Here is a 26,258-nt window from a genome sequence, read left to right on the forward strand (position 1 = left end):
CCGCCGTGGACTTCCTCGCCGATGTCCATATCACGTCCGGACCCGTCGTCTGGCTGGCCTGGCTTGCCGGGATCGCAGGCCTGGGCTACCTCCTCTGGCGTCGGGAGCCCCGCTGGCCCCTGAAGGTCCTGATCAGCATTGCCGCTGCAGCCGGTGCTGTTGTGTCTGTTCACTGGTTGCTCCTGTACGTTGTTTCCGTCTTTCCGGAATCCCTGCCCGCTGAGGTGCTGGCGTGGTCGGTGCCCGCGGTTACTGCCTTTTTCCTGTGCCTGGCACGGCTTCCGCGCTCCGCCTGGCGGGTACGGACTCTCTCGACTCTGTCCATGTTGGCTGTGGTCCTGCTGACAACGGTGCAGATCAACGCGTATTTCGGGCTGAACCGTACGGTCAGTGACCTTTTGGGCACGGCTGTAGCCAGAATCGCTCCCTTGGAGCCGGCTCTGATGGCCCGCGACGGCGATCCTCCACTCCGGGATCTGGCCACGTGGAGTCCCCAAGGAGAACCTGCCGACGGCGGGGTGCTGAGGAGTGCCCACATTCCGGCTCCAGCTTCAGGATTTTCGGCCCGTGATGCCTACATCTATCTGCCCCCTGCCTACCTTGACCCCCGGCGTCCTGCTTTACCTGTGCTGGTCATGTTCGCCGGTCAGCCCGGAGGTCCGGCTGATTGGCTTACCGGAGGAATGCTCCGGACCCACATGGACCGGTTCGCCGCGCAGCATCACGGGATAGCACCCGTTGTAGTGGTGGTGGACCCGAACGGATCGGCCAACGGCAATACCCTCTGCATGGACAGCCGGATAGCGAAGGCGGACACGTACCTGTCCCAGGACGTACCGAACTGGATAGTGCAGAACCTCGACGTCGGAAGGGACCACCGGAACTGGGCTGCGGGCGGCTTTTCTTTCGGAGGAACCTGCGCCCTGCAAATGGTGACACGGCACCCGGACGTTTTTAACGCTGCCCTTTCCTTTTCCGGTGAACGGGAGCCCGCCCTCGCGAAGGAGCGGCAGAAGACGGTAGAAGCATCTTTTGACGGAGATCTGGCTGCTTTCGACGCGCAGACTCCCTTGAACATCATGGCGAAACAGCGCTTCGACGCCAACGCGGTTTTCCTGGGGGCAGGAGCGGGCGATCAGGAGTTCGTCTCCTACCTCGAGGAATTGTCGGCAGCGGCCCGGAAGGCCGGCTTCGCCGTCGATACCAAAATTGTGGCGAATACAGGGCACTCGTGGGAGGCGACCGCCGGAAGTCTGCCGCAGGCCTTGGACTTCATGGCCCTGCGCTGGGGGCTCGGACCATGATGTCAACGACGCAGGATCCCCTCAGGAGCAGTGCTGGAAAGGGCCTGCTTGCCGGTACCAGGAAAGCCGCCGCCGCCCATTTCAAAGCGATCCCGTTTACCCTCGCGGTCCTCGGTATTTTCCTCCTGACAGGCTTGGGAACGGGAAGTGTGCTCTCGGGCCCGCCCGAGTTGTCCCTGGACGTGGCCAGCGTGACAGCGTCAGGTCTCAAGGCGGGGCATTGGTGGTGCATGTTCACCTCTCTGTTTTTTGCGACCAATCCAGCGGCATACGGGCTGGCAGCGCTCATGATCCTGTCGTTGCTGGGCCTTGCCGAGCGGAATCTGGGCACGAAACTTGCAGCCGCCTTCTTTACCGCGGGCCAGTTCATCGCTGTGACTCTCTTCTTACTGGTCACGCAGCTGGCCCGCTTCGCCGGTGACGCATGGCTGGGAAGTATGGTCGATGTCCGTTTGATTGGTCCGTACGCCGCGATCCTGGCGGCCGCTCTTGCTGCCAGCGGGCGTATGCCGACGCTCTGGCAACGACGCCTGCGCACGGCGGTGCTCTCGATGTCGTTGTTGTTGGTCCTATATATCGGTCATGCCGAGACGGTGGTGGGCCTTCTGGGGGCTCTTGTCGGGATCGCCGCAGGCTGGTGGATCCAGGGTGACCAGGGACAGCCGCGGCGGCACCGCTCCACTGGCCGGGAGACCCGCAATCTTCTCGCGTTGACGGTCGGTATTTTTGCTGTGGGGCCGATCCTGACAGCAGCTGCCCGCAGTCCCAGCGGTCCCTTGGCCTTGCTGCGGGATGTAGTGCTTAATCCATTGCCCACCCTTAACCAGCTGGAGGCGAGCTGCGGCGGAACCGTGGATGTCAGTTGTCTTGAGATAGGCAGGCACGGCTTTGCGGGACCGCTGGGCTTGGCCGTGGCCGTTGTGCCTGTGTTTCTCCTGCTGATCTGCGCTGATGGTATGCGGCGCGGGCGCAGGCTTGCCCTGCGGATTGCGCTGACTGTGCAACTGGGTGTTACGGCGCTTTCGGCAGTGTATCTTTCCCTGTTCGCACGGATCCCGCACTCCGCTTCCCGGCCCCACATACCCGTGATGAGTTCGGGATTTGTCCATGTCCTGCCCCTTGTTGTGGTTCCCCTCCTTCTTGCGGCAGTTTTGTGGGCGAACCGGCGCCAGTTCCGGGTAGAGTCGACGTCCCGTGTACGGCGCAGCGTCAGCGCGGTGGTGGGCGGATCGTGGTGTGTACTGGCGGGTTCATACTCGGTGGTTTGGTTCGTCGCAGGCGGGATGGAGCGAGACAGCGGCCTCGGCGGGCTGGGGGCGGAGTTAGCCCGGCAGTTCCTGCCTGTGCCGATCCCAAGCCTCTACCACCGCGTCTTTGACGGCCGGAATGCCTTGGAGGGGTTCCTGTTTGCCTATTCCGGACCAGTCTTCTGGCTGGTGGCCCTATCGGCTGTGTGGCTTGTCCTCCTCCGCCGGCATCATCCTAAGGACACGGCCGAAGAAGATCGGGAGTCAGCCGTGAAACTGATCAGGCAGGGCGGCGATTCGTTGTCCTGGATGGCGTCCTGGGCGCCCAACAGATATTGGTTTACGGGAAACCGCGACGGCGCCGTAGCCTATCAACTCCACGGCAGCGTCGCTCTGACCTTGGGTGGACCGCTGGGTGTTGCCCGCAAAAGAGATCAGACGGCCGCCGGCTTTCTGGGTTTTTGCACGGAGCAGGCGCTGACTCCTTGCTTCTATTCCTGCACGGATGAACTGTGGCCGCTGTTGCGCGAGCGAGGGTTCAATCGGGTGGTGGTCGCGCAGGAAACCCGGCTTGCCATCCGGGACCTTGAATTCAAGGGTAAGGAATGGCAAAACGTCAGGACGGCCTTGAACCGGGCAGCCAAGACCGGCGTCAAGGCAGTATGGGGAACCTACGGAAGCCTCCCTGCGGCCTTGCGATCACAACTTATCGAAGTGTCAGAGGAATGGGCTGCCCAAAAATCGGTTCCGGAAATGGGGTTCACGCTTGGCGGGATCGATGAATTGATGGATGACCAGGTGCTGTGCTGCCTCGCGGTCGACCGGGAGGGCCTGGTCCATGGGGTGACCAGCTGGCTCCCGGTGTTCGACGGCGGCAGCCGGACCAGCTGGACCCTGGACTTCATGCGGCGGCGCAGCGACAGCTTCCCGGGAGTCATGGAGTTTCTCATCGCTTCCGCAGTTTTGGAACTCCGTTCCTCGGTGGAGGTCATTTCCCTTTCAGGCTCCCCTCTGGCCCAAGAGGTCCAGGGACAGGCTCCCCGCCAAGCACAGGATGACCTCGCCGATCGTTCAGAGGGGCTGGCTGCAATCCTGGATGTTGTGGGCGGGGCATTGGAACCGATCTACGGTTTCCGTTCCCTCGCGACCTTTAAGTCCCGCTTCAAGCCTGAGTACAGGACTCTCTATCTGTACTACCAGGATCCACTTCAGCTGCCTGCAATCGGCCGCGCGCTGAGCCGGGCGTACCTTCCAGGGCTCTCGGTCCGGCAGAGTGCCCGGCTGCTTCGCACCCTGGTCAGATGAAATTCGTCAGCACGATATTTTCAGGCTTTGTAAAACATTTGTGACGAAACAAGACAATGGCCTTGGACTGCAAATGAACGAAATGGATAAAGCTCCGGACGCAAAGATGGTCCCCGGCATAAATGCCGGGGACCATCTTTTCGGTTACGCCGCTGTAGTAGCGAAGTTCGCGGTGTGACTAGACCAGTGTTACGCCGGTAGCCTGGGGACCCTTGGCGCCCTGACCGATCTCGAACTGAACGCGCTGGTTCTCATCGAGGGTCTTGAAGCCACCGGTCTGGATTTCAGAATAGTGAACGAAGACATCGCCATCGGAGTCATCCGGGGTGATGAAGCCGAAGCCCTTTTCAGCGTTGAACCACTTGACGGTTCCCTGTGCCATTTATTTCTCCTCATTGTGGAACTTTATATAAGACCGGCACACTTCGTGCTGGACTTGGGTCACTCCGCGAGAAGAATCCTGGCTTGCAACCCGGAACCGGGTTTCAGCTGCAGAAGCTTCGCGCTCGCAACATGTCTTGCGAGCATGAAAAACACCTACACAAAGACTGATATAAGAATTTCACGGGAGCCGCGTCAGGTCAACGGTCAAAACAAGCAAATACGTAAAATTTGGGTGAAAAGCACTCGAACTCCAACCGCGCAGGCCATGTCATGGGGAACTGCGGGGAACACCACTAGCCGTCCGCTCCGAGCCACACACCTTTGCGCATGACCTTAATCGGGGAGAGTCCGGCGTTTGCAACCAGGACGTCGGCGCGAAGGCCCCGCCTCAACCCGCCCACTTCGTCCGAAAGTCCAAGCACAGCAGCAGGAACTGACGTTGCGGAGCCGACGGCGTCAGCGAGGGCGACGCCGGAAGCCACCGTGGCACGCACGACGCCAAGAAGCGTCGAAGTACCACCTGCCAGGCTTCCCGTCGCATCCAACGTAGCGACCGCATCCTTCACGGTCACCACGGAGGAACCAAGCCTGTATTGGCCATCAGGCAGACCGGCCGCCGCCATGGAATCTGTGACAAGGGCGATGTTGGCGGAGCCGACGAGCTCGAAAACCGTCACTACAGTCTGCGGGGCCACATGAGTCCCGTCGGCAACCAGCTCGACGACGGCGCCCCCCGCCTTTGCAGCCCGCAGGCACGCTGCAACAGGACCAGGGGAGCGGTGGTGGAGCGAAGGCATGCCATTGAACAGGTGAGTGACGGTCGGCAGTGAGTACACGCCGTCGAATCCTGCTGCTTCCAGCCCTTCACGGGCTGCCACCAGTGAGGCGGCCGCCGTGTCGTCGTCACAGTCGGTATGGCCAAGGGACGGCCTGACCCCATGGGACGTCATCAGATCCACAAGTTCACCGGCGCCCGGCAACTCCGGCGCATAGGTCATGGTGGTCAGTCGTCCTGCGGCAGCCTCCACCAGTTCGGACATCAGCCCAAGGTCGGGTTTCAGGAGAAACTTAGGATTCTGGGCTCCGCAGCGGGCCAAGGACAGGAAGGGACCCTCAAGGTGGATCCCAGCCACCAGGTCTTCTTCACAAAGCCGGGCAAACAGGCGGATTCCGCGGAGCAGATCCTCACGGGATGCTGTGACAAGGCTGGCTAATACCGTGGTGGTGCCTGAACCGTGGATAAAGTCGAGGGCTGGACGAATGGCCTGTTCATCCGCGCCGGGGAAGTCGCCCCCGGCCGCGCCGTGGCAATGGAGGTCCACGAGTCCCGGAAGGAGCAAAGAATCTGCGGGCAGTTCTTCAACGGATGCCCCGGGAAAGGCAGCGCCATCAAATCCAACCTCGGGCCCGGCATACGAAATGCGGTCGCCCTCCACAGCCACCACGGCATCTCCGGTGATTGTTCCATCGGTGACCAGCGTTCCGTACATGACTTTGCGGCTCGGCGGAATCGGTGGCGTAGTCATGGAACGAGTCTAGGCTGCCGTGCACGGCAGCAAGCTGTGACACGGAATCGCCCGATGTTCAGACGAGCCGGGATTCGCTGCCACCGTCACTGCGACGGCCGGTTAGGCCCGTACCGGGAAGGCCCTCAGCTCGTCATCCCATGTGTCGGCGGCAATTGCCAGGTCCTCCCGGGTCAGCACCAACTCAACGAAGTACTCGAAGTTGTCGGTTCCCGTCATGGAGGCGGGGAGGGCTTCGAGCGATAGATAGACACGGAGAGTCGCCGCCTCTGAGGTGTTCCCCTGATAAGCGAACGCGATGTTCGGCTCCGTGAAAGAGAGCAGCCCGCCGCTCCCGTTTTCGGGGTCGACCGGTGCCGGCTGACGTGACCCGTCAGCGATGGCCCGCAACCAGTCCGACAGCTCGCGAGCCTCCCAGGTAGTGAGGCAGGGGTGCCTGAACGTCCACTCTTGGTCTCCCGACTTCACGGCCCCCTCGATGATCAGCCAGTTAGCATCCCAATCACGTTCGCCAGAACCGGTGGTGCCGGGAAATTCATAGCCGCAAATCGACAACGAGACGAGGTTCCCTTGTGGAGAGGCGAGTTCCATTTGTCGACCTTAGAAGAGCCGGGATTCGCTGTCATCTACACCGCGCATGGCGTCGTAGTCCAGGGTTATGCAGTCAATGCCCCGATCGTTGGCAAGGACTTTGGCCTGCGGCTTGATCTGCTGGGCTGCAAAGATGCCGCGGACGGGTGCCAGCAACGGGTCCCTGTTAAGCAGCTCCAGATAGCGCGTCAGCTGTTCAACGCCGTCGATGTCGCCCCGACGCTTCAGCTCAATGGCTACGGTGGCGCCGTTTGCGTCCCTGGCCAGGATGTCGACCGGCCCGATGGCGGTGAAATATTCGCGGCGGATGAGGGAAAATCCCGAACCCAGCGTTTCAATCTGCTCGGCCAGCAGCCTCTGCAGGTCTGCTTCCACGCCGTCCTTGATGAGCCCGGGATCCAGGCCCAAATCATGGGAAGTGTCGTGGAGATGCTCATGGATGTTGATGATCAGGCGGTCATCGGTTTTAGCCGATTGCACTGTCCACTGCTCGGTGACTCCTACCTCGAGCTCTACTTCATCGGGGGAGGAGACACGGAGTACCGCTGGAGGACTCATCCAGTTCAGCGGCTTGTAGGATCCGCCGTCGGAATGGACAAGTACGGAACCGTCCGCCTTGACCAGCAACAGCCGGGTGGCAAGGGGAAGATGGGCTTTGAGTCTTCCGACGTAATCAACTGAACAACGGGCTATGACGAGGCGCACCCGGTACACATTACCGCGTGGCCGCCGTTCTGCCGGGAGGGCAGGCGCCGATGGCGGAACACCGGAGGCAGGCGAGTGGGGTGACAGCGCCTAAGGGGCGCGGCCGTCCGTCCTGACAGGCTGAACTGTCTCGACGGGCTGACTCCGGAATGGGGCAGAATAGAAGCATGCCCCGCTCCAACCGTCCCCGCCGCCCCATTTCAGGAAAACCGGGGCAAGGAAAAGCGGGTCCCGGAAGGGCGCCGGGAAAACCTGGCCGGCACGACGGCGGCGAGGTTCCTGAACTGGATCTTGAAAGGGCACGCTCAGGATTTACCCGCCGTGAAAGTGCGCCTGACGGTGAATGGATGGTGCGGCCCATGACGGCAAAGCGGGCTGAAAAGGCCTACATCTGTCCAGGATGCTCCACAGCAGTGCTTCCCGGGATCGCGCATTTGGTTGTCTGGCAGGACGATCACCTGTTCGGACCGGCCGCCGGGCTCGCAGAGCGGCGGCATTGGCACACGAACTGCTGGACCTCCCGAAGCTACCGCCACCGCTGAATCGGCCGGCGCTCACGCGCCACCGCTGAATCTTCCGGCTGTGAATCTGCCGCCAGCAGAGAGGGTGGCTAAGCTGATAAGCATGACTTTTGACCCGGCGTCGTACGCATTCTCCCCGTCCTCAGGCCCTGCCGCGATCCGGGCCTCCACCGTTCTTCCCGCGAAGCGCGAAAACGTGGAAATCACCACCGACGACGGGCACGTGCTGGTGGGTGAACTCGCAGTGCCGGAGTCGGGAGAGATCACGGCCACGCTGATCACCCTCCATCCGCTGCCCACGCATGGCGGCTTTATGGACTCCCACGTGTACCGCAAGGCTTCCTACCGGCTCCCCGCGCTCGCGGGTATCGCCGTCCTGCGGTTCAACACGCGCGGAACGTCATCCCCTCGGGGGACGAGCCAAGGGAAATTTGAGGAGGGCATTGGTGAACGCCACGACGTGGAAGCAGCCGCCCGCTTCGCTGTCGAGCGCGGGCTGCCCAACCGGTGGCTCGTGGGCTGGTCCTTCGGTACGGAACTCGCCCTTATGTACGGCGCCGTGGAACCAGTGGCTTCGCAGGTGGAAGGCGCGATCCTTTTGTCGCCCCCGCTGCACCGTGCCACGGACGTGCACCTGAAGGAATGGGCATCCTCGGGCAAGCCGCTAAAAGTCCTGGTACCGGAACACGACGACTATCTGCGACCGGAAGCAGCCGCTGAGCGGTTCGTGCTGGTGCCGCAGGCAAACGTTGTGGGAGTCGACGGCGCCAAGCACCTGTGGGTGGGGGAGAAGTACGCTGCGCGGGCCCTGAACGAAATTGTCGCCGAAGTGAACCGGAATGCTACAGCCTCGGAATTGCCCCAGGAATGGAACGGGCCGATGGCCACTGCTGCGCCCTAGTGCTTGCTGCGCCTGATGCTTTCCGTGCCTAAGGCTTGCCCTGCCTAATGCTTGTCCTGGCGGACGATGAAGATCTCGCGGACCAGCAGCATGGTGGCTGCCGCAGTCGGAATGGCAATCAGGGCGCCTAGAACTCCGAGCAGGCTGCCGCCGGCGATGACTGAAATGACGGCAACGGCACCCGGCACTGCAACTGCCTTCTGCATGATGCGCGGGGAGATGAAATAGGCCTCGAACTGCAGGTAGGCGAAGTAGCAGATTGCGTACCCGAGAGCAGTTTGCCAACCGGCCGTGAGCGCAATAAGCGTGACCAGGACTCCGGCGATCAGTCCTCCCACGAGGGGAATGAAGGCGAGCAGGGCCACCACAAACGTCAGCAGTACTGCGAACGGGATGCCAAGCACCGACATCACAATGAAGGCGAAGGTTGCGTTGAGTCCTGCGACCGCGGCCTGGCCGATGACATAGTTTCCGACCGACCCCGTGATTTCCTCCGAGAGCGCCTCGACCCGGGCGCGGCGCGACCGCGGTGCCAGCCGATATGCCCACTTCTTCATATTCGGCAGGGCGGCCAGGAAGTAGAGGCTCAGGACGAGGACAATGAGGGTGCCGAACAGGCCGTTTGCCACGGTGGATCCGAAGCCAAGGACCCCGCCGAAGATGCCGCTCATGGCTGCCGGATCATTGACGAACTTTTCCAGTTCTTCAGTGATGCGGTCCCGGACTCCGAATTGGTCATCGAGCGTGCGGAACAGATCGGAGTTGATGAAGTCCCGCACCCAGACGGGCGCCTGCTCAACAATCTCAGTGACCTGCTCGACGATGGTAGGGATCAGGGTGGCGAAAAAACCGGTGACGGCTGAGGCCAGGACAGCAACGGAAACGAGGATACCCACGGGCCGGGGCAACTTGCGGCCCTCAAGCCAGCGCACCACCGGATCCAGTCCCAAGGCGATGAAAAGCGCCGCCACAATCCACAGCAGCAGCTGCGTGGTGTTGGAACCGATCCAATAGACCAGCAAAGCCATCCCCACGCCAACGGTCCCCATGAACCCGACATAGACCGGATGCTGGGCAGAGATACGTGGTCCTGGGGCGCCGAAGCGCTCAGCGTCTTCCCCGCTCAGCTGTTCGTCATCGATGTGCTCGGGCGGCATTTCGAAGCGCACGCGCGGCTGGGCTCCGGGCAGCGGCTGGCGCAGCCGCCGGATGACCGATCCAAGGAAAGCAGCCCGGGGCGGGTTCTTTGGGTGCTGTTTCACCGCAACAGGTTCCGCCGCAACAGGTTCCGGGGCAACGGATCCTTGTAGATCTTCCTGTCCTGAGGGGGACGAATCCGTGTGTTCAGTCACAGCTTTTTAGTGCCCTTTTCCGTGCATGTTTCTACGCGTTACACCGTCTTCGCCGCCGGTGTGATGATCATCGCAAACACTATCAGCAGGCCTATTCCGGCCCGGGTGAAGCGCCGCGGAGGGGCATCGATTCAGCGTTGCGCCGAGCCCCGAACTCAGAGATTGGTAACAAAACGGTTACTATTGAAAGCAAACCCCCGCTGATGATAGGTGATTCTTTGCGTTTCAAGACTGCAGTTGCACTAGTGCTGCTCGGCCTCCTGGTGTTACTGGCCGGGATCGGACAGAAGACAATCTGGGCCCCGGCCGAGACCGTAACGGCCACGGCACCCTCCGGCTCCGCTGCCGTGCCCCTGACCGTCATAGACCAGAAGCTGCGCACACACGGCGGAGGACCGGTCAAGATCAATGTCAAGGGCGAAGGAAGTTTCCTGCTGGCCACGGGACGCCCTGATGACGTCAGCGCGTGGGTCGGAAAAACAGCCCACAACACCGTCTCGGGCGTGTCTGAGGACAGCAAGTCATTGCAGGTGACACACACTGACGGCGAAGCAACGTCACCGACACCCGCCGGTTCAGACCTCTGGGTTTCCACCGAGAACGCCAGCGGCGACCTCAACTACACGTGGAATGCCCCTGCCGACGGCGAATGGAGCCTGCTGCTCGCGTCGGACGGTACTAAGCCGGCGCCGTCGTCGATTTCCATGACGTTCGACAACGACACCTCGACTCCCTTGGCGGTGCCCTTTATGGTCCTGGGCGCTTTGATCATCCTGGCGGGCATTGCCTTGCTGATGATCAAACCCAAGGGCCGCAGGAACAACAGTGCGGGTGGAACGGGTGGAATTGAAACCGCCTATCCCGACCGGGGAGTCCCCACGAGTGCAGCTCGTGGAAGCGGCTCCGGCTCGACCGTAGTCAACTCCACCACCCTTACGCGCATGAGCGGTCTCCGCGGGGTTGGCCTGGCCCGGGGCGGCTTCATTGTCGCCGCGCTCACTGCCACCGCCGTAGCGGGAAGCGGTGTTGCAGCCCAAGCCACGACCCCGGCTCCATCGCCCTCCGCAGCTTCTTCCGCCCCTGCTGAGCCGGAGGCAGCAGAGAAAGCGCCCGTCCTGTTGGACGCGCAGCTCCGTCGGATCCTGGAGCAGGTAGCCAGCACCGTTGACGCAGGCGACGCCGCAAAGGATGTCGAAAAGCTTAGGGCCAGAGTGGGTGCGACTGAGCTGGAGGTCCGTGGGCAGAACTACAAGATCCGTTCGCAGGTGGGTTCCTATGAAGCCCGTATGCCCGTACGTGCCACGAAACAGCTCACGGCAGTTGTTCCCAGCAAGAACGAGTGGCCGCGCTCGGTGCTGGCAGTTACACAGGGTGAGGGCAACGTGGTCCCGCAGCTCCTTACGCTCGTGCAGCCGTCCGCGCGGGAAAACTACAAGCTGGTGCTCACCACACCGCTGCAGCCGGGAACCACCCTTCCGGCCGTAGCTACTGAGGGAAGCGAATCATTGGCCGCCGGCGACAAGTCAGGCCTTCTGTACACCGGTGAGGAAGCCCTCGCGGGTCTGGGTGACCGCCTGACCAAGGACGACTCCACGTTCAAGGATAAACTTGTTGAAGGCCAGTCTTCCCCGTACATCTCCGACACTCTGGCCTACCAGGCCGATGCCGTGAAGTCGGGACCCAACGGCAATTTCGCCTTCACCCACAAGGTTGACCCGAAGCAGACGGTAGTCTTCCGGACGGCCGACGGCGGCGCTCTGGTACTCGGCCGCCTCGACTTCGCCTTCGACGGAACGCCCAAGGCTTCCGGGGACAAGCTGACAATCGGGGATGACGCTGCCGTCCTCGCCGGCGGCAAGGAAACGACGTCCGGCATGGTCCTGCAGTTTGCAGAGTCAGTTGCCGTGTACGTGCCTCCGACGGGGTCCAAGGACCCCATGAAGCTGGTAGCGGCAACCCGTGGACTCATCGGAGCGGGCTTCAAGTAGCATCCGGGGTTGACACCGGCAACGGCCGGAGTGGCTAGAGTGGAAGCTATGAGTTCGCCAGCTTCCCGCCCTGTCCCTCCGGCCGCTGCCAGTCAGCTGAACCTTCGCGGCGCCGTCGATCTTTCCGCCCTGAAGCAGCGTGCTGCCTCAGGAACGCCGTCAGGTCCGCCCGCCTCCCAAAGTTCCACGTCCGGCTCCGCAATCGGAACCGAGCGACCCGAGGGCGGACGTCCCCTCCGCGTGGCCGCCACAGAATCAAATTTCCAGGAACTCGTCGAGCTTTCCACGCAGGTGCCGGTGGTTTTTGCCCTGTGGGCCGGGTACTCCCCGGGTTCTGAAGCCACGCTTGACGTCCTCGAGCGGATCATCAACGGCTATGACGGCCGCCTGGTCCTGGGAACAGCCGATATTGAGGCGTTTCCGCAGCTCGCCCAGGCCTTCCAGGTGCAGGCCGTCCCTACCACTGTTGCCGTGGTTAAAGGCCAACCCGTACCGCTCTTCCAGGGCGGTGCGGATGAACAGCAGATACAAAGCCTGCTGGACGAGCTGCTCAAGGTTGCAGCAGCCAACGGAGTAAACGGCAGGATCGGCGGTTCTGAAGAACCGGTCGGCGAACCTGAGCCCGCGCCGCTTCCGCCCCTGCACCAGGAAGCGTTCGATGCCATTGAAGCCGGCGACTACGCTGCTGCCGCCGCTGCGTACCGGAAGGCATTGGCGGAAATGCCCTCGGACCTGGAGGCCAAGGCCGGGCTGGCCCAGGTCGAGCTGATGGGCCGTTTGCAGGCACTCTCGGTTCCCGAAGGTGAGGCGCTGCGCAAGCTCGCGGCGGATGAGCCGGACAATCTGGAGGCACAATTGGCGGTTGCCGATCTGGATCTTGCGGGCGGGCACATCGATGATGCGTTGAACCGCCTGGTTTCGTTTATCGGCAGGAATTTCGGCCCTGAGCGCGAGACTGCCCGCGTGCGGCTGCTGGAACTCTTTGAGGTTGCAGGTCCCTCGGATGAGCGTGTGGCCAAGGCGCGGCAAGGACTCGCCAGGGTTCTTTTCTGATGGGCTCTGTGCTCTTCACGCCTCTGACATTGCGCTCAATGACGCTGCAGCACCGGGGGTGGGTCTCGCCCATGTGCCAGTACAGCTGCGCGGCTGAAACCGGAGAAGGGGTGCCCAACGACTGGCACCTGATGCATCTGGGCTCTTTCGCGGCAGGGGGTGCTGCCCTGATCCTCACCGAAGCTGCGGCGGTCAACCCTGTGGGCAGGATCAGTCCGCTCGATGCAGGCCTTTACAACGATGAGCAGGCCTCCGCGTGGGAACGGATCATTCAGTTTGTGCACCAGCATGGCGCCGCCGATGCAAAAATCGGAGCGCAGCTGGCCCACGCCGGACGCAAGGGCTCCACATACTGGCCTTTTTCCGGACGGAACGGCTCCGTGCAGGAGTCCGACGGCGGTTGGGCCACTGTGGGGCCAGGAACCGGCGCCTTTGACGGCTATGCGCCTCCTTCCGCAATGACGGACGAAGATATTGATGGTGTGATCCGGGATTTCGCCGCGGCTGCGGTCCGCGCGGTGGAAGCGGGCTTCGATACCGTGGAGATCCACGGTGCCCACGGCTACCTGCTCCATGAATTTCAAAGCCCCTTGGTGAACGACAGGACCGACGCCTGGGGCGGCACCGAGGACGGCAGGAACCGGCTGACGCTCGCGGTTGTGGACGCTGTTCGGGACGTCATCCCGGATTCGATGCCTTTGCTGCTGCGCATCTCCGCCTCTGACTGGGCAGAGGGCGGGGTGGAGGTGGATCACGCTGTGCGGCTGGCCCGCCAAGCGGCGGAGCGCGGCGTTGACCTGGTAGACGTCTCAAGTGGAGGCGCTGTGGCACATCAAAAGATCCAGGCAGGACCGGGATATCAAACGGGCTTTTCCACCCGGATCCGGCATGAGGCTGACGTTGCAACGGGAACCGTGGGACTTTTGACGTCAGCCGGGCAGGCTGAGCACGCAGTTGCCACCGGCCAGGCAGACGGAATATTCATTGCCCGCGCCGCACTACGCGATCCCCACTGGTGGCTTAGGGCCGCCTTTGAGTTGGGCCACGACATTTCCTGGCCACCTCAGTACGAGCGCGCCATACCCCGTCACTCTTTCTGACGATGCTCTGACCCGTCGGATTCCTCCTTTCGGACGAGTCCTCCGGGCGCAGGTGGCGGATAGTGTGGAAACATGACGCTTCCTCAGCCGGACCAGCCAATTCCGCCCCCATCCGCACCGGCGCTGTCACTGCGGGGGATAGCCAAAAGGTTCGGTGGCACGATCGCCGTCGACGGCATCAGCCTTGATGTACCGTCCGGCTCTTTTTATGGCATCGTCGGCCCCAACGGAGCTGGCAAGACCACCATGCTGTCGATGGCCACGGGGCTCTTGCGTCCGGACTTTGGAACGGCTGCAGTGCAGGGTGTGGATGTTTGGGCGCATCCCCCGGAGGCCAAGAGGCTCATGGGAATCCTGCCGGACGGAGTACGCCTGTTCGACAGGCTGACCGGCGAACAGCTGGTCACATATGCCGGTCTCCTTCGCGGGATGGACCGGGCTGTGGTGTCCTCTCGTGTCGGGGAGCTGTTGGAAGCGTTGGACCTCACCCAGGATGCAGGAACACTGGTGGTGGATTATTCGGCAGGTATGACGAAGAAAATAGCCCTCGCCTCGGCGTTGATCCATGCACCCCGCGTTCTGGTGCTGGATGAGCCTTTCGAATCCGTGGACCCCATCTCGGCTGCCAACATACGCGACATCCTTGACCGTTACGTCGCTTCCGGCGGGACCGTGATTGTGTCGAGCCATGTGATGGACCTCGTGCAGCGGATGTGCGACCATGTGGCTGTCGTTGCGGCGGGCCGCCTGCTCGCCGCCGGCACCGTCGACGAAGTGCGTGCCGGGGCCAGCCTGGAAGACCGTTTCGTCCAGCTGGTGGGCGGGCGCAGCAAGACGGAGGGGCTGGAATGGTTGCGGACCTTCTAAGGCTCAAGCTGACGCTGCTCCGCAACAGTTTCCGGCGGAGCCCGTGGCAACTGATCGGTCTTGCCATCGGCGGGTTGTACGCCTTGGGGATCGCGGGAATCTGCGCCGTGGCCCTGATCCTTTTGCACTCTGCAGAGGTGGAGCTGGCTCAGACATTCGTGGTTCTCGGTGGAGCTGCCGCTGTTCTGGGGTGGGCCGTTATCCCCGTGGTGGCTTCCGCCGTCGACATGACGCTGGATCCGGCACGATTCACCACCTTCAGCGTGCCCATGCCCAAATTGCTGGCCGGGCTCGCTCTGGGTGGTCTGATCGGAATTCCTGGCCTGGCCACCGCCATCGTCGCACTTTCCACGGTAGGAACCTGGTGGCGTGGCCCGTTGGCGCCGGTCGCAGCCCTGGCCGGTGCGGTCCTGGGGATCCTTACCTGCATTGTTCTTTCCCGGGTGGTGACCACGGCAACCGCCGGCCTTGCAGCTTCCCGTAGGTTCAAAGACGCAAGCTCCCTTGTTTTTATGATTCCCCTGATCCTGCTCGGCCCGCTGGCGGCTGTCGTAACCAGGGGAATAGCTGAGTCGGCGGATTTTCTCACTGGTTTCGCCCGCACGCTGTCGTGGACGCCCTTGGGGGCGGCCTGGTCACTCGGCGGTGACGTCTCAGCGGGGAACCTGGGCGCGGCACTCCTCAAACTCCTCATTGCAGGGGGGACGCTCGCCGGCCTGACGTGGTGTTGGAAGGTACTCCTGGAGCGCGCATTGGTCTCACCACCATATGCCGGGAGCTCACGGCGCAAGGGCGGGCATCTTGGCCTGTTTTCCGTTATTCCAGCCACTCCCGCAGGAGCCGTCACTGCACGCGCGTTGACCTATTGGCTCCGGGACCCGCGCTACTCGGGATCGCTGGTGGTCATACCCCTTTTACCGGTGCTGATGTTTTTCCAGGGAAGCCAGACCGGCGAGTATGGCGTCCTGACGGTGCTGGGCCCCTTGACCGCCTTCATGCTGGCCTGGGCAATTTCTGCTGACGTCTCCTACGACAACACCGCCTTCGCCCTGCATCTGGCCAGCGGTGTACGCGGGCTCGATGACCGACTCGGCCGGGCGACGGCGTGCCTCGTGTTCGCTTTGCCGGTCACCGTGGCCTTCAGCATATTTCCCTTTATGGTGACGCAGGACTGGATCAATCTGCCAGGAGTGATTGGCTTCTCGCTGGGCATCCTGTTGACAGGGCTTGGACTGGCTTCTGTGGTGTCCGCGAGATACACGGTGGCGGTTCCCCTGCCGGGTGACAGCCCTTTCAAGAAGCCGCCGGGAAATGTGGCACAGACCCTGGGCGTCCAGTTCGGAGGTATGGGTGTGCTGCTTTTGCTCGTGTCGCCGGAAGGGGTATTGCTCCTGTTGCAGTTTGTGACCGGGGACCCGCTGTTCGGCTGGATAAACTTGGCTGTAGGTCCACTCCTGGGGTTGGTGATGTTTGGGACCGGGGTGCGCCTCGGGGGCAAGTGGCTGGACACCCGCGGTCCGGAACTGCTGGCACAACTTTCAGTCAACCGGTAGCAGAAAAAGCACAGAAAGCTGGCAGATTTTGGAAGTTGTAATCCTGTCCGGGACCTCACGGATAGCATCTCTGGCTGCTGATGCCATTGAGGCGCTGCTCCGACGGAAGCCTGATGCAGTTCTTGGGTTGGCTACCGGGTCCTCGCCTTTGCCCATCTACGATGAACTGGCGCGGAGGCATGACAAGGACGGACTGGACTTCAGCCAGGCCCACGGGTTTGCCCTTGACGAGTATGTTGGACTCGAACCGGGCCATGAGCAGTCTTATCGCGAGGTCATCCGCCGGGAGTTTACGGACAGGGTGAACATCTCCGAGGCCAAGGTTCACACTCCGGATGGTGCGGCAGCGGACATTCCTGCTGCTTGTGAGGCCTATGAAGAAGCCATCAAGGCAGCCGGCGGCGTTGATCTGCAGATACTGGGCGTCGGGACAGACGGCCACATCGGATTCAACGAGCCCGGATCGTCCCTCGCCTCAAGGACACGGATCAAGACCCTTATCGAGCAGACACGCCGGGACAACGCCCGCTTCTTTGGCAGCGTGAATGACGTACCGCACCACGTCATCACCCAGGGCCTTGGCACGATCATGGAAGCACGTCATGTGATCCTGGTGGCAACGGGTGCCCAGAAGGCGCAGGCGGTCCATAACTTCGTCGAGGGCCCGGTGTCCGCCATCTGCGCGGCGTCGGTCCTGCAGATGCATCCCCACGCCACCATCCTCGTTGATGAGGCCGCAGCATCCTCCCTCAAACTGGCTGACTACTACCGCCACAGTTACGACAACAAGCCGGCGTGGCAGGGTCTGTAGCTCCGGAGGCTAAGATGGATGGCATGACAAGCACGACGGATCCCTTCGAAAACGACCCGATGCGCGAGCTCTCCGGAGCCGGAGGCTCCACCGCCACCATTGAGCGCGAAGAACTCCGCCAGGAAGTGGAACCGGGTGACCGGGAGCGGTTCTCGCACTACGTCCGCAAGGAAAAGATCATGGAGTCGGCCCTGTCCGGCGAGCCCGTGATAGCACTCTGCGGCAAGGTGTGGACTCCAGGCCGCGATCCGCAGAAGTTCCCGGTTTGTCCCATGTGCAAAGAGGTCTATGACGGACTTCGCCCCGGCAATGACGGCGGCAAGGGCTCAGGCGACAAGAAGTAGGAAGTACGGGCTGAAGTCCCGGATTTCGTCCTGGCCGCTGCCGGAGAATGCTGTGTCCCGCGGCTTTCACAGCCTTGCCGGGCCGCTTCTGATCTTCGGCACTTAATTCCCCTGCGCCTGGCCTGTCATCCGGCTGTGCCCGTCCGGCCATTGCTACCTTTGATACGGGAGAACTGTCCGCAGTTCTCTTCCGACCCGGTCCATCCGGAACAGATTGGTGTTTTTGTGGTTATTTGTGTTGCGCTGACAATAGGTACCCTCCCGGGGAACGCGGGCGCAGCATGACCGAGACGCTCTTTGGTGGACCCACACTGCCTCCCGCCTACCCGGAGCGGGCAGCCTGGGGAACGGCACAGAAACTCAGGGCCTGGCAGCAGGAAGCACTGGACAGGTATTTCACTGCACAGCCCAAGGACTTCCTGGCTGTAGCTACCCCGGGCGCTGGAAAGACCACATTTGCCCTTCGGGTGGCCTCGATGCTCATAGACTCAGGGGCTGTGAACCGCGTGACCATCGTGGCCCCAACCGACCACCTGAAAAGGCAGTGGGCTGATGCCGCAGCCAAAGTGGGGATCGCGATTGATCCCAACTTCAAGAACGCCGACGGCCAGCACGGCCGGGGATTTATCGGCGTGGCGGTCACCTACGCCCAGGTTGCCAGCAAGCCCTTGCTGCACCGGGCAAAAACGGAAGCGGCCCGCACACTGGTAATCCTTGACGAGATCCACCACGGCGGCGAAGCACTCTCCTGGGGCGACGGCTTGCGGGAGGCCTTCGATCCCGCAGCACGGCGCTTGTCGCTCACGGGAACCCCCTTCCGCTCTGATACGTCCCCTATTCCTTTCGTTGAGTATGCCGAGGACCGGGACGGCATCCGCCGCTCCAAGGCGGACTATACGTATGGCTATGGAAACGCCCTCCGCGACCACGTGGTCCGCCCGGTCATGTTCATGGCCTACTCCGGACAGATGCGGTGGCGGACCAGCGCCGGCGAAGAAATGGCAGCTTCCCTCGGCGAAGCCGCAGTCACCAAGGACGTCACATCCCAGGCGTGGCGGACGGCGTTGAACCCGGCCGGAGAATGGATTCCGGCAGTGCTGGCCGGGGCCGATAAACGGCTCAGCGAAGTCCGCCGTACCGTGCCGGACGCCGGAGGCCTCGTGATCGCGACGGATCACGAGGACGCAAGGGCCTACGCGGGTCAGCTGAAGAAGATCACGGGTGAGTCGCCCACAGTGATCCTTTCCGATGACGCGAAAGCCTCGAGCAAGATCGAGGAATTCACGGCGAGTGACAAGCGGTGGATGGTCGCCGTCCGGATGGTTTCCGAAGGCGTGGACGTTCCGCGGCTCTCGGTAGGCGTCTATGCGACATCCACGTCCACCCCGTTGTTTTTTGCCCAGGCTGTGGGGAGGTTTGTCCGCGCGCGAAAGCGGGGCGAGACGGCGTCGGTATTCCTTCCATCCGTTCCCCAGCTGATGGCGTTGGCGAACTCAATGGAGGCAGAACGCGACCATGCGCTGGACCGCCCGGAAAAGGAGGACGGCGATGGCCTCTTCAACCCGGAGGATTCGCTCATGGATGAGGCGAACCGCGAGGAGAAGGCTTCGGATTCGCTGACCAAAGGCAAGTTTGAGGCGCTGGATTCGCAGGCGTCCTTTGACCGGGTGCTGTTCGACGGCGGTGAGTTCGGTACCGGCGGCGAAGTCGGTTCCGAGGACGAGATGGACTTCCTGGGGATTCCGGGACTTTTGGACGCCGAGCAGGTGGGAACGCTCCTCAGGCAGCGGCAGCACGAACAGCAGAGCCGCAAGAAGCTCAGGTCACCTGAGGCAACTGCTCCCGCAACGGCTGTTCCGGACCATCGCATGCTGATGGATCTGCGGAACGAGCTGGCCAAGAATGTTGCCGCGTGGTCTGCGCGGACGGGTACACCACACGGCGTTGTCCATACCAAACTGCGCACAGTGTGCGGCGGACCTCCCGTGGCCCAGGCCAATGAGGAACAGCTTCAGAGCCGCCTCCGCAAGCTGCAGGATTGGTTTATCGGCCGGAAGTAGCTCCTAGGCGAGGTCGACGCCGCCCAGTTCCATTTCAGCGTAGGCGTCGTCGAGGTCAGGAGCGATTCCGGCTGTCAGTTCACGCATCACGGTGACCGAGTAGCCGGCCTGGACAGCGTCAAGTGCCGTCGCCATCACGCAGTAGTCAGTAGCGAGCCCCACGACGACGACATCCTCCACGTCATGGCTCTGCAGCCAGTCGTCCAGGCCGATGGCGTCCTCGTCCGCGGCGAAAGCTTCGGCGTCTTCCGTCAGGGGAGCCCCACCAGGCTTCCGTTCCCCCGTAGGTACGGCGTCTTCCGGCGCCAGCACACCCTCGAAGCCCGAGTAGGCGGCGGTGTATTGGCCCTTTTGGAAGTAGGCGTCGATATATTCGGTGTCCAGGTCCGGATGCAGTTCGGCGCCGCGGGTTCCGGCCACACAATGCGGTGGCCAGGTGTCAACGAAGTCCGGCTGTTCCGCGAAATGGTCCCCGGGCTGGATGTGCCAGTCCTGCGTGGCCACGATGTGGTCGAACTGGTTGTGATGGGCGTCCACATACTCGCTGATGGCGGCTGCAACGTCTGCACCACCCTTCACCGCAAGGGATCCTCCTTCGCAGAAGTCATTCTGCACATCAACAATGATCAGGGCACGGGACATTCAGTCCTCCTCGTAAACAGTAGGGATGGCTGGTTCGCCACGCTGCAGGCGGTTGACCACTGCGGGGAGTTCCGCCATTGAATCAATATGCCGTTGGCGGGCACGGATAACGCCCTCGGGCCCCGTCCAGCCCGGGAGCAGTTCACCGTTCTTGATGAACTGCTGCAGGAGCATCCTGTCATTTCCGTCGTCCTCGGGATGGTGCCCGATTCCCAGGATTTCCTGCGAGGCGATGCCCTGCTCGTTCAGTCTGCGCAGCGCGTATTTCCGCCCGCCCCTGCTCGCCTTGTTCTTGGCGGCCTTGGCCACTGAGACAAAATTGCCGTCGTCGTCGGTCCGGCTCACGAGTTTGTAGACCATACTTGCGGTCGGAGCGCCCGAACCTGTAACCAAGGATGTGCCGACGCCGTAAGAATCGACGGGCGCAGACTGCAGCGCCGCGATGGCGTACTCGTCCAGATCCGAGGTAACAACGATTTTGGTGTTGTGGTTACCGAGGTCGTCCAGGAGTTGCCTGACCCACTGCGCCTGCGCTATCAGGTCGCCGGAGTCCAGCCGGACCGCGCCCAAGGAGGGCCCCGCCAGTTCAACTGCCGTTCGGACGCCGGCTTCGACGTCGTACGTATCCACGAGCAGCGAGGTGCCTGGTCCCAGCGAGGCGATCTGCGCCTCAAACGCTTGCCGCTCCGTGTCATGGAGCAAGGTGAAGGAATGAGCGGCGGTGCCGACCGTTTTGATCCCGTACCGGAGGCCTGCCTCCAGGTTAGACGTGCTGGCGAACCCGGCGACGACGGCGGCGCGGGCGGCCGCTGCGGCGGATTCCTCCTGGGTGCGGCGGGAACCCATTTCAATGCACGGACGGTTTCCCGCAGCCGTCACCATCCGGGAGGCCGCAGAGGCGATGGCGCTGTCGTGGTTGAGCACCGACAGGACATACGTTTCAAGAATGCAGGCTTCAGCGAAGGTAGCTTCGACGATCAGGATGGGGGAGTAGGGAAAGTACGCTTCGCCCTCCGCGTAACCCCACACGTCTCCGGAGAACCTGTACGTGGACAAATACTCCAGGGTCTCCTCGTTTACGATCCCGGTGCGGCGGAGGAAATCCAGTTCAGCGGGCCCGAAGCGAAAGTCGACTATGCCCTCAAGCAGCCGTCCTGTACCGCCAACAATGCCGTAGCGGCGGCCGTCGGGGAGGCGCCGGGCGAAGGCCTCGAACACGCATTTCCGCTGGGCTGCGCCGGAGTGCAGAGCGGCCTGGAGCATGGTCAGCTCGTAATGGTCGGTGTACAAGGACGTCCGGGGATGGTCCCGGCCAGCAGGGGTACTCACAAAATTCACTCTAGTCCCCACCGGCTCCCCCGTCTCGCTTCGCTTCGCCGTGGGGCCCTCCCCACCGGCTCCCTCGTCTCGCTTCGCTTCGCCGTGGTGCCCGCGACGCCCTGGGCCCATCCGGCGTGGGCCCAGCATCCCCATAGAATGGACAGATGACCCTCAGCGTTGCGCTCGGCCCCGATACGAGGGAGAGCACCCAGACCGGAACAGTGGTGTCAGCCGATTCCCTGACCGCCCCGGACGTCCCCTGGAACCTCGTGATCTGGAACGATCCGGTGAACCTTATGAGCTACGTCAGCTTCGTTTTCCGGAGCTACTTCGGTTATTCGGAGGCTAAGGCGGACAAGCTCATGATGGAAGTCCACAAGAAGGGCCGCTCCATCGTCGCCCACGGCAGCAAGGAGCAGGTGGAGCAGCATGCCGTCGCGATGCACGGCTACGGACTGTGGGCCACGGTGGAGAAAGCCACCAGCGGCGGCAAGGAAGGCACCTCCGGCAAGGGCAAGGGAAAACGTGGCTAAGGCATTCAAATACGGGCTTAAGGGAATCACCGGCTACCTCGAACCGGCCGAACGCGAGCTGTTGCGCGGCCTTTTCGCCGATGTCATCGCCATGCTTGAGCCTGAGGAGAGGGAGAACCAGGACCCGCTCTCAGCCCTGATCGGACTGGACATGGAGGTGCAGGAACCCACTGACAGGGCGGTCCGGCGGCTCCTTCCCAACGTCATGAAGGACGACGGCGCCGCGTCGCTGGAGTTCCGGCAACTCACGGAACGTTCACTTCGTGAAGGCAAGATCGGTGCCCTGCGGGCGGCGTCACTGGGCCTCGACAAAGACGACCTGACGCTGACGGAAACTGACGCCCGGCACTGGTCCACAGCGCTCAATGACGTCCGCCTGGTGCTGGCTGAGCGCCTGGACATCCAGGACGAAGCCGACGCCGAACACGTCCACCTGATGCAGGACTGGTCCCAGGCTGAAGACGTGGAAAGCTACCTCGCCTTGGTCTACAACTTCACCACGTGGCTTCAGGAGTCGTTGGTGCAGGCGATGGTCCACTCGCTGGACACCCAACCCGGCACACGGCGTTGATCACCACGGCGGTGCCCCGAAGCTCCGCAGTATTGTCCGGCATCGTGGTCTCCACGCCACACTTATTGTGACTCAATAGACATGAGCCAAGGGACACATCTAATGGCCGGAGTCAGTGGGAAGCCCTATCCTCGAATAATCATGACTTCAGCATCGAGCAGGGATCCGGCAGCGGGAGCTGTAACGGAATCCCAGACAAGCAGCACCTCGTCCACTGCTTCGGCCAGCGATATGGGGTCCCGGCCGATAGGTGTCTTCGACTCGGGCGTCGGCGGACTTACCGTTGCCCGGTCCATCATTGACCAGTTGCCCAATGAATCCATCCTGTATGTCGGTGATACCGCCAACGGCCCGTACGGCCCCCTGCCCATTGCGGAAGTGCGCGCCAACGCCCTGGGCGTTATGGACGAACTGGTGGATTCCGGCGTCAAGCTGCTGACCATCGCCTGCAACTCGGCGTCGGCCGCGGTGCTTCGGGATGCGCGCGAACGGTACACGGCCCGTTACGGCATTCCTGTCATCGAAGTCATCCAGCCGGCAGTCCGACGGGCGGTGGCAGCTACCCGGACCGGGCGGATCGGAGTCATTGGAACCTCCGCAACGATCGGGTCCCGCGCCTACGACGACACCTTCGCGGCAGCCCCGGACCTCGAGATCACGTCGGTGGCCTGTCCTGCCTTCGTCAGCTATGTGGAGGCCGGAGTCACCACAGGACCCGAACTGCTTGCTGTCGCCCGCGAATACCTTGACCCGCTGAAGTCCGCGGGCGTGGACACTGTGGTCCTGGGCTGCACCCACTACCCTCTGCTTACAGGGGTCATTTCCTTCGTGATGGGCGACGACGTCACCCTCGTTTCCAGCGCCGAAGAAACGGCCAAGGACGTCTACCGTGCGTTGGCCACCCGCGGCCTCGAGCGGAAATTCGTGAGCCCGCCTGAGCATCACTTCATCGCGACTGGCGATGCGGCCCAGTTCGAGTCCCTCGCCAGACGTTTCCTTGGCCCCGAGGTGCTCACCGTGCAGCACGTGGCCCATGTTGCTGCGCAATATCCCACCGGCAGCCTGGCGCGGATCACTCCGGAAATGATTGCCGCCGCGCGCTCCGGCGGAGTTCGGCCCCGAACCTCTAACTTTGTGGAAAACTCCATTGAAGGAGGTTCCGCGACGTGAAGCTGACCATAGTGGGCTGTACAGGTTCCTTTCCGGGACCGGGATCGCCGGCGTCGTGCTATCTCCTCACTGCCCACGACGGCGAGCGGACCTGGAAGATAGTCCTGGACCTAGGGAGTGGTGCCCTTGGCGCCATCCAGCGCTATACCGATCTGGAAGACATCGACGCCATCTTCCTGACGCACCTGCACCCGGACCACTGCATGGACCTGTGCGGGCTGCATGTCGCAGTGCGGTGGAAGCCGGGGGGTTGGGGCCGGGACCGTATTCCCGTGTGGGGGCCGGCTGCGACCGCGGACAGAATGGCTACTGCATATGGGCTGGAGCTCGATCCCGGCATGCACGAGGAGTTCGACTTCAGTAATTGGACTGAACGCCAACCCGTCGCATTGGGTCCGTTCACCGTTACCCCGTTCGCCGTCAACCATCCCGTCGAGGAAGCGTACGCATTGCGCGTGGAGGTGACGGAACCGTCCCGCGACGGGGCTCCTGTAACCCGGGTCCTCACGTACTCCGGGGACACGGATTCGTGCAGTGGGCTCGAAGAGGCGGCAAAGGATGCGGATCTTTTCCTCTGCGAGGCTGCCTTTGAGGAAGGACGGGACGACGCCGTCAAGGATGTGCACCTGACGGGAAAGCGTGCCGGAGAGGCCGCTGCGGCGGCCGGTGCCCGCCGTCTGCTGCTGACGCACATTCCGGTGTGGACGTCCCAGACCACTGTCATGGCGGAGGCACGTCCGGTGTTTTCCGGAGACGTGGCAGTGGCAGTGGCAGGGGTGCACTACACGGTCTGAACGTCTACCGCCCGAGCCGTGATGAGCACAGGGCCGGCCGGTCATGCCGTTGTGAGTCGATAAGCTAGGGGCATGACTTCTGAAGCACTGACCACCCCTGTTATCCGCGCCGACGGCCGCACGCCTGACCAGCTCCGCCCTATCAGCATCACCCGCGGCTGGTCCAAGCAGGCTGAGGGTTCTGCGCTGATCGAGTTCGGCAATACCAGGGTCCTGTGCACCGCATCGCTGACTGAAGGCGTACCCCGCTGGCTCAAGGGTGAGGGCCGCGGCTGGGTGACCGCCGAATATGCCATGCTTCCACGCGCAACGAACACCCGCTCCGACCGGGAGTCGGTCAAGGGCAAGATCGGTGGACGCACCCACGAAATTTCCCGCCTGATCGGCCGCTCGCTCCGGTCCATCATTGATACCAAAGCACTCGGCGAAAACACCATTGTGCTTGACTGCGATGTCCTCCAGGCCGACGGCGGTACCCGCACGGCTGCCATTACGGGTGCTTACGTTGCCCTGGCCGAGGCCATCCGGTTCGCCCGCGAGAACAAAATCATCTCCCGCAATGCCCAACCTCTGATCGATACCATCGCTGCAGTGTCGGTGGGGATCATCGACGGCATCCCGATGCTGGACCTGCCGTACGTTGAGGATGTCCGAGCCGAGACAGACATGAATGTTGTAGTCACAGGTTCCGGCAAGTTCGTCGAGGTCCAGGGGACCGCTGAGGGAGCGCCCTTTGACCGTGACGAGCTGAACAAACTGTTGGATCTTGCCCTCCTCGGAACCGGGCAACTGGCAGTCATCCAGCGCGAAACCCTTGCGGAAGCCCCGTGACGGAAACGGCCGGAACGCACGCCCCGCTCCTTGTCCTGGCGACGCACAACAAGGGAAAACTCCGGGAGCTGCGTGAGCTTTTGCGCGGTCAGGTCCCCGGGCTCGACGTCGATACCCAGGTCATCGATGCCTCAGCCGCCGGGGCACCCGACGTCGCCGAAACCGGCGTGACCTTCGCCGAGAACTCCCTCCTCAAGGCGCAGGCTGTGGCTGATGCGACAGGACTCCTGGCCATCGCGGACGACTCGGGCCTGGCCGTGGATGTCCTGGGCGGCGCACCGGGGATTTTTTCAGCCCGCTGGTGCGGCAGGCACGGCGACGACACAGCCAACCTCGAGTTGCTGCTTGCCCAGCTCTCCGATGTACCTGACAGTCACAGGGGAGCGGCCTTCGTCTGCGCCGCAGCCCTGGCTGTCCCCTTCAGCCCGAGGACTGAGGGTTCCGCTGTGAGGGCTTCCGGCGCAGTCGATCCGGGTACCGACGGGAGACAGGTGGTCGAATACGGCCAGCTTGAGGGGACGTTACTGCGCGAACCCCGTGGCGACGGCGGCTTCGGCTACGACCCGATTCTGCAGCCGATCGGCTATGACCGCAGCTGCGCGGAGCTGAGCGCTGAGGAAAAGAACGCTATCAGCCACCGCGGCAAGGCGTTCAGGGCCCTCCTGCCGGCCATTATCGACGCGCTCGCCCGGCGGTAAACCCGCCCCGGACCTGCAAAAACGGCCCGCCCCCGCATGAACGTTGCTGAGCAGCAGCGTTCATGCGGGGGCGGGCCGTTCTTTACC

Annotated in this window: 25 protein-coding genes; 18 read left to right on the plus strand and 7 right to left on the minus strand. The window is 62.7% G+C overall.

Features of this window, described 5'->3' with window-relative positions:
• The first annotated feature begins 5 nt into the window (after positions 1-5).
• Together MU551_RS09200 and MU551_RS09205 are read left to right on the plus strand one after the other, a co-directional pair.
• On the plus strand, positions 6-1,304 hold the full coding sequence (locus MU551_RS09200; protein WP_247042893.1) for an alpha/beta hydrolase: 1,299 nt from the start codon (positions 6-8) through the stop codon (positions 1,302-1,304).
• On the plus strand, positions 1,304-3,856 hold the full coding sequence (locus MU551_RS09205; protein WP_247043168.1) for a bifunctional lysylphosphatidylglycerol flippase/synthetase MprF: 2,553 nt from the start codon (positions 1,304-1,306) through the stop codon (positions 3,854-3,856). The genes MU551_RS09200 and MU551_RS09205 overlap by 1 nt, the downstream gene beginning before the upstream one ends.
• A 178-nt stretch (positions 3,857-4,034) precedes the next feature.
• Here MU551_RS09205 and MU551_RS09210 read toward each other — a convergent pair whose 3' ends face one another.
• The 4 genes from MU551_RS09210 to nucS all read right to left on the minus strand — a co-directional run bounded on the left by MU551_RS09210 (position 4,035) and on the right by nucS (position 7,062).
• Positions 4,035-4,238, minus strand: coding sequence for a cold-shock protein (locus tag MU551_RS09210; protein ID WP_011692441.1), 204 nt, complete (start codon positions 4,236-4,238; stop codon positions 4,035-4,037).
• A 295-nt stretch (positions 4,239-4,533) separates the two neighbouring features.
• On the minus strand, positions 4,534-5,766 hold the full coding sequence (locus tag MU551_RS09215; RefSeq protein ID WP_247042895.1) for an N-acetylglucosamine-6-phosphate deacetylase: 1,233 nt from the start codon (positions 5,764-5,766) through the stop codon (positions 4,534-4,536).
• 102 nt (positions 5,767-5,868) lie between these two features.
• On the minus strand, positions 5,869-6,357 hold the full coding sequence (locus MU551_RS09220) for a WapI family immunity protein (protein ID WP_247042897.1): 489 nt from the start codon (positions 6,355-6,357) through the stop codon (positions 5,869-5,871).
• 9 nt (positions 6,358-6,366) lie between these two features.
• Positions 6,367-7,062: an endonuclease NucS gene (gene nucS, locus MU551_RS09225; protein WP_247042899.1), complete on the minus strand. Its 696-nt coding sequence runs from the start codon at positions 7,060-7,062 to the stop codon at positions 6,367-6,369.
• A 167-nt stretch (positions 7,063-7,229) separates the two neighbouring features.
• Here nucS and MU551_RS09230 point away from each other — a divergent pair, with 167 nt between their 5' ends.
• Both MU551_RS09230 and MU551_RS09235 read left to right on the plus strand, forming a co-directional pair.
• A complete protein-coding gene (locus MU551_RS09230) occupies positions 7,230-7,604 on the plus strand; it encodes an Rv1322 family protein (RefSeq protein WP_247042901.1) in 375 nt (124 codons plus the stop codon).
• An 82-nt stretch (positions 7,605-7,686) separates the two neighbouring features.
• Entirely contained in the window at positions 7,687-8,484 is a 798-nt protein-coding gene (locus MU551_RS09235; protein ID WP_247042903.1) for an alpha/beta hydrolase, read from the plus strand.
• 44 nt (positions 8,485-8,528) lie between these two features.
• Here the strand turns inward: MU551_RS09235 and MU551_RS09240 are convergent, their stop codons facing one another.
• Entirely contained in the window at positions 8,529-9,746 is a 1,218-nt protein-coding gene (locus tag MU551_RS09240) for an AI-2E family transporter (RefSeq protein ID WP_247042905.1), read from the minus strand.
• Between the two features lie 293 nt (positions 9,747-10,039).
• Here MU551_RS09240 and MU551_RS09245 point away from each other — a divergent pair, with 293 nt between their 5' ends.
• The 8 genes from MU551_RS09245 to MU551_RS09280 all read left to right on the plus strand — a co-directional run bounded on the left by MU551_RS09245 (position 10,040) and on the right by MU551_RS09280 (position 19,612).
• Positions 10,040-11,824, plus strand: coding sequence for a DUF8094 domain-containing protein (locus MU551_RS09245; RefSeq protein ID WP_247042907.1), 1,785 nt, complete (start codon positions 10,040-10,042; stop codon positions 11,822-11,824).
• Between the two features lie 48 nt (positions 11,825-11,872).
• Positions 11,873-12,877 carry a tetratricopeptide repeat protein gene (locus MU551_RS09250; protein ID WP_247042909.1) on the plus strand — a complete coding sequence of 335 codons (1,005 nt, stop codon included), beginning with the start codon at positions 11,873-11,875 and terminating at the stop codon, positions 12,875-12,877.
• On the plus strand, positions 12,877-13,977 hold the full coding sequence (locus tag MU551_RS09255) for an NADH:flavin oxidoreductase/NADH oxidase (protein ID WP_247042911.1): 1,101 nt from the start codon (positions 12,877-12,879) through the stop codon (positions 13,975-13,977). Before MU551_RS09250 ends, MU551_RS09255 begins: the two co-directional genes overlap by 1 nt.
• A gap of 72 nt (positions 13,978-14,049) precedes the next feature.
• The gene (locus tag MU551_RS09260) at positions 14,050-14,844 is read left to right on the plus strand and encodes an ABC transporter ATP-binding protein (RefSeq protein ID WP_247042914.1); all 795 of its coding nucleotides are present in this window, start codon (positions 14,050-14,052) and stop codon (positions 14,842-14,844) included.
• A complete protein-coding gene (locus tag MU551_RS09265) occupies positions 14,826-16,397 on the plus strand; it encodes a transporter (protein WP_247042915.1) in 1,572 nt (523 codons plus the stop codon). The genes MU551_RS09260 and MU551_RS09265 overlap by 19 nt, the downstream gene beginning before the upstream one ends.
• A gap of 28 nt (positions 16,398-16,425) precedes the next feature.
• Positions 16,426-17,208: a glucosamine-6-phosphate deaminase gene (gene nagB, locus MU551_RS09270; RefSeq protein ID WP_247042929.1), complete on the plus strand. Its 783-nt coding sequence runs from the start codon at positions 16,426-16,428 to the stop codon at positions 17,206-17,208.
• A gap of 14 nt (positions 17,209-17,222) precedes the next feature.
• Complete coding sequence (locus MU551_RS09275; protein WP_247042931.1) at positions 17,223-17,552, plus strand: DUF3039 domain-containing protein; 330 nt, start codon at positions 17,223-17,225, stop codon at positions 17,550-17,552.
• Between the two features lie 281 nt (positions 17,553-17,833).
• Positions 17,834-19,612 (plus strand): DEAD/DEAH box helicase, encoded by a 1,779-nt coding sequence (locus MU551_RS09280; RefSeq protein ID WP_247042933.1) that lies wholly within the window; start codon positions 17,834-17,836, stop codon positions 19,610-19,612.
• A gap of 3 nt (positions 19,613-19,615) precedes the next feature.
• On the opposite strand, the gene MU551_RS09285 is transcribed toward MU551_RS09280, so the two are convergent.
• Complete coding sequence (locus MU551_RS09285) at positions 19,616-20,254, minus strand: isochorismatase family protein (protein WP_247042935.1); 639 nt, start codon at positions 20,252-20,254, stop codon at positions 19,616-19,618.
• A complete protein-coding gene (locus MU551_RS09290; protein ID WP_247042945.1) occupies positions 20,255-21,583 on the minus strand; it encodes a nicotinate phosphoribosyltransferase in 1,329 nt (442 codons plus the stop codon).
• A gap of 155 nt (positions 21,584-21,738) precedes the next feature.
• Between MU551_RS09290 and clpS the strand changes: the two genes are divergently transcribed.
• From clpS to MU551_RS09320, 6 genes are all read left to right on the plus strand, one after another.
• A complete protein-coding gene (gene clpS, locus MU551_RS09295) occupies positions 21,739-22,107 on the plus strand; it encodes an ATP-dependent Clp protease adapter ClpS (protein WP_247042947.1) in 369 nt (122 codons plus the stop codon).
• Positions 22,100-22,678 carry a DUF2017 domain-containing protein gene (locus MU551_RS09300; protein WP_247042949.1) on the plus strand — a complete coding sequence of 193 codons (579 nt, stop codon included), beginning with the start codon at positions 22,100-22,102 and terminating at the stop codon, positions 22,676-22,678. Before clpS ends, MU551_RS09300 begins: the two co-directional genes overlap by 8 nt.
• A 141-nt stretch (positions 22,679-22,819) precedes the next feature.
• A complete protein-coding gene (gene murI, locus MU551_RS09305) occupies positions 22,820-23,848 on the plus strand; it encodes a glutamate racemase (protein ID WP_372489826.1) in 1,029 nt (342 codons plus the stop codon).
• Positions 23,845-24,642, plus strand: a complete 798-nt coding sequence (locus tag MU551_RS09310) for an MBL fold metallo-hydrolase (protein ID WP_247042952.1) — start codon at positions 23,845-23,847, stop codon at positions 24,640-24,642. The genes murI and MU551_RS09310 overlap by 4 nt, the downstream gene beginning before the upstream one ends.
• Before the next feature lie 72 nt (positions 24,643-24,714).
• Entirely contained in the window at positions 24,715-25,473 is a 759-nt protein-coding gene (gene rph / locus MU551_RS09315) for a ribonuclease PH (protein ID WP_281507014.1), read from the plus strand.
• Complete coding sequence (locus tag MU551_RS09320) at positions 25,470-26,171, plus strand: non-canonical purine NTP pyrophosphatase (RefSeq protein WP_247042954.1); 702 nt, start codon at positions 25,470-25,472, stop codon at positions 26,169-26,171. Before rph ends, MU551_RS09320 begins: the two co-directional genes overlap by 4 nt.
• The last annotated feature ends 87 nt before the right edge of the window (positions 26,172-26,258 follow it).

The sequence above is a fragment of the Arthrobacter rhizosphaerae genome (genome assembly GCF_023062595.1).
Lineage (GTDB): Bacteria > Actinomycetota > Actinomycetes > Actinomycetales > Micrococcaceae > Arthrobacter > Arthrobacter rhizosphaerae.

Bases quoted from the DNA above. Each gene is read 5' to 3' on its own strand.
- MU551_RS09205 (WP_247043168.1), top strand. From the start codon at position 1,304: ATGTCAACGACGCAGGATCCCCTCAGGAGCAGTGCTGGAAAGGGCCTG.
- MU551_RS09210 (WP_011692441.1), bottom strand. From the start codon at position 4,238: ATGGCACAGGGAACCGTCAAGTGGTTCAACGCTGAAAAGGGCTTCGGC.
- MU551_RS09215 (WP_247042895.1), bottom strand. From the start codon at position 5,766: ATGACTACGCCACCGATTCCGCCGAGCCGCAAAGTCATGTACGGAACG.
- MU551_RS09220 (WP_247042897.1), bottom strand. From the start codon at position 6,357: ATGGAACTCGCCTCTCCACAAGGGAACCTCGTCTCGTTGTCGATTTGC.
- MU551_RS09230 (WP_247042901.1), top strand. From the start codon at position 7,230: ATGCCCCGCTCCAACCGTCCCCGCCGCCCCATTTCAGGAAAACCGGGG.
- MU551_RS09235 (WP_247042903.1), top strand. From the start codon at position 7,687: ATGACTTTTGACCCGGCGTCGTACGCATTCTCCCCGTCCTCAGGCCCT.
- MU551_RS09245 (WP_247042907.1), top strand. From the start codon at position 10,040: ATGATAGGTGATTCTTTGCGTTTCAAGACTGCAGTTGCACTAGTGCTG.
- MU551_RS09250 (WP_247042909.1), top strand. From the start codon at position 11,873: ATGAGTTCGCCAGCTTCCCGCCCTGTCCCTCCGGCCGCTGCCAGTCAG.
- MU551_RS09255 (WP_247042911.1), top strand. From the start codon at position 12,877: ATGGGCTCTGTGCTCTTCACGCCTCTGACATTGCGCTCAATGACGCTG.
- MU551_RS09260 (WP_247042914.1), top strand. From the start codon at position 14,050: ATGACGCTTCCTCAGCCGGACCAGCCAATTCCGCCCCCATCCGCACCG.
- MU551_RS09265 (WP_247042915.1), top strand. From the start codon at position 14,826: ATGGTTGCGGACCTTCTAAGGCTCAAGCTGACGCTGCTCCGCAACAGT.
- MU551_RS09275 (WP_247042931.1), top strand. From the start codon at position 17,223: ATGGATGGCATGACAAGCACGACGGATCCCTTCGAAAACGACCCGATG.
- MU551_RS09280 (WP_247042933.1), top strand. From the start codon at position 17,834: ATGACCGAGACGCTCTTTGGTGGACCCACACTGCCTCCCGCCTACCCG.
- MU551_RS09285 (WP_247042935.1), bottom strand. From the start codon at position 20,254: ATGTCCCGTGCCCTGATCATTGTTGATGTGCAGAATGACTTCTGCGAA.
- clpS (WP_247042947.1), top strand. From the start codon at position 21,739: ATGACCCTCAGCGTTGCGCTCGGCCCCGATACGAGGGAGAGCACCCAG.
- murI (WP_372489826.1), top strand. From the start codon at position 22,820: ATGACTTCAGCATCGAGCAGGGATCCGGCAGCGGGAGCTGTAACGGAA.
- rph (WP_281507014.1), top strand. From the start codon at position 24,715: ATGACTTCTGAAGCACTGACCACCCCTGTTATCCGCGCCGACGGCCGC.